Below are 2,326 nucleotides of genomic sequence, written 5' to 3'. Positions count from 1 at the left end.
GTAACCCCCGCACTACCAACAAAGGCACTAATTCCTGGAAAAAAGCCCCCGCGATACCAAACACCGCATAGAGAATCAGGCAAGGGATTAGCACCCGCAATCTACCAATCTTATCTGCCAAAATCCCTAGTGGCGGGCTAAATAAACCAATAGTCAGGCAGTGTATACTAACTAGATTCCCGGCAAACGCTGGATTGAGGTGCAATTGATCTACCATATCTGGTAGCACTGGGGCGACAACTCCCCCCGCCATCGTGGTAAGGGAACCCGCTGCCAACAGCACTAAAAGCCTGGAATCTCGAAACATAAGTTAACATACCTAAAACTTTTGACAACTCTACCGCATAGCGCTAGATTTACAAAGTACGACGTTTAACAGTGCCATTGAGATTCCGATATCTGTAGGGTGCGTTACGCTTTGCTAACGCACCCAGAGATGAAAAGACCAAAATGATAATTAAAATTCCTACTATTTCTGGATTCCCTGTTGAAAAGTTTTGATCGCTTCCACATGATTCGCCATATTAATGCAGCGTAACAATAACTCAAAATTTATCCCCGGCACTTCCTCACTCTGAGTAATCTTTTCATAGTGCAACTCTTCACCCTCTTCCCGGAGATGATAAACTTCCAGCACACCATCATCCCAAAACCATACTTCAGGAATTCTCAGCCGCTTGTAGAATTCCAATTTGTCAACTCCGCCACTACTAAATACTACTTCAATCGCTAAATCGGGACGGAATCTACCGGGGGCAAGTTTGTAGGATTTATCCGCCTCTCGTTTTACTTTGCCACCTTCGCTTTCCAGCGTCATTGATTCAGTTGGTGTGAAATCAAATCCCGCCATCAGGAGGTAAAGTTCCAATAATGCGCCTATTCTTCCTTTCACTGTTTCATGTGGTTCACCTGGCATCAGTCTAATCTCCAAAATTCCATCTAAAAAAGAGAGTCGGTATCCGGGCTGATGTAGCAATTGCTCAACGGCTTTGAATTCCCGCCAAGTCAACCCTTCAAATAACAAAGGTTGTACCTGTTTGGGTTTAGCTAAAATTGCTGTTGTCATAATATTTCCATTTACTTATTTACAACTTACAGGAGATTGCCCGTTTATGAAGTACGCCCCAGAAACCCGGTTTCTTTAAGAAACCGGGTTTCTTTGTACCTCACGTACCTGAAAAATGCTGTAGTTCCAAGTTGATGCTTTACTCCCTATCATATATAGATCGAGATGAATACGATTAAATAAAAAAGCGACAAGAGGCAGGAGTGATGGAACTAGCGACAACCCTAAAGGGTCAAACTGTGCGTAACGCAGTACGAGAAGTAGGGATTAACCCCAATTATTGGTATGCGGTGGGTTGGGCAAACCAACTTAAGCCAGGGGAAATTATGCCTGTCACGATTTGGCAAGAGGCGATCGCAGTTTATCGCGATACAATGGGTCAACTCCATGCCCTAGAGGATGCTTGTCCCCACAAAGGTGTTGCCCTCCACAAAGGCATCGTCCAAGGTGAAAACTTGGCTTGTCGATATCATGGTTGGGAATTTGACGGGGCAGGTAACTGTGTCAGTATTCCCTACCTGCCAGCAGGACAAAAATTACCCTGTGCCACAGCCAAAAGCTACCCAATTCAAGAAAAATATAATATAATCTGGATTTTTCCAGGAGATTCAGCTCTAGCAGAGAGCAAACAGATACCAGATATCGTCGAATTCGATAACCCAGACTGGTTTATGGCACCAGTAACAGGCAAAATGGGGGCGCATTTTTCTATCTGCAACGAAAACTCAATGGATGTATTCCACGGATTTCTCCACGAAAACCTGCAAGGCTGGTTCGATCCGATTCTGAAAAGTTTACGGGAAACTGACAATACAGTTTGTGCCGAATATGATGTGTCCTACAAAGGCACTATGGCGAAGTGGTTAGGTTTGAGCGACGATGCCAAGGAAGTCACCACCCGCACCATTTCGGTACAATATCGCTATCCCCATTACTACAGCAATTTAGAAGGAGTTTCCACCCTATACCTGATGCGCCTACCCGTTAGTCCAACTCAAAGTAGATCTTTTGCCCTATTCTTCTTCAAAATCCGCTTGCCACAATGGTTACCTCAGATAGGGAAACGACTCCTGCAACAGTTTTTGGAAAAGTTCGTATTCATGCGATTTCTCAACCAAGATATTGAGATGATGGAAACAGAACAACAAACCTATCTGAAAAATCCCCAACGCCGCTATGTGGAAATTAACCCGGCCATTATTGCCATTCAGCGGTTGATAGTCCGACAATCGGAAGAGGGGAATGGGGCTAGGGCTAGGG

Annotated in this window: 3 protein-coding genes; 1 reads left to right on the top strand and 2 read right to left on the bottom strand. The window is 44.6% G+C overall.

Going from position 1 to position 2,326, the window contains the following annotated elements; translation table 11 throughout:
* Both NJ959_RS28735 and NJ959_RS28730 read right to left on the bottom strand, forming a co-directional pair.
* Positions 1-307 (bottom strand): MFS transporter (locus tag NJ959_RS28735; protein WP_254015179.1); only part of this gene is annotated, 307 nt, incomplete at its 3' end.
* 162 nt (positions 308-469) lie between these two features.
* On the bottom strand, positions 470-1,066 hold the full coding sequence (locus tag NJ959_RS28730) for a Uma2 family endonuclease (RefSeq protein WP_254015178.1): 597 nt from the start codon (positions 1,064-1,066) through the stop codon (positions 470-472).
* 206 nt (positions 1,067-1,272) lie between these two features.
* Here NJ959_RS28730 and NJ959_RS28725 point away from each other — a divergent pair.
* Positions 1,273-2,326 (top strand): aromatic ring-hydroxylating dioxygenase subunit alpha (locus NJ959_RS28725; protein WP_254015177.1); only part of this gene is annotated, 1,054 nt, incomplete at its 3' end.

This window comes from Limnofasciculus baicalensis BBK-W-15 (assembly GCF_024178385.1).
Classification (GTDB): domain Bacteria; phylum Cyanobacteriota; class Cyanobacteriia; order Cyanobacteriales; family Coleofasciculaceae; genus Limnofasciculus; species Limnofasciculus baicalensis.
Note: the sequence above shows the minus strand (reverse complement) of the source record. Positions and strands in the feature narration are given on the sequence as shown.

Excerpts from the sequence above, each read along its gene's own strand:
- NJ959_RS28730 (WP_254015178.1), bottom strand. The coding sequence starts at position 1,066 with ATGACAACAGCAATTTTAGCTAAACCCAAACAGGTACAACCTTTGTTA.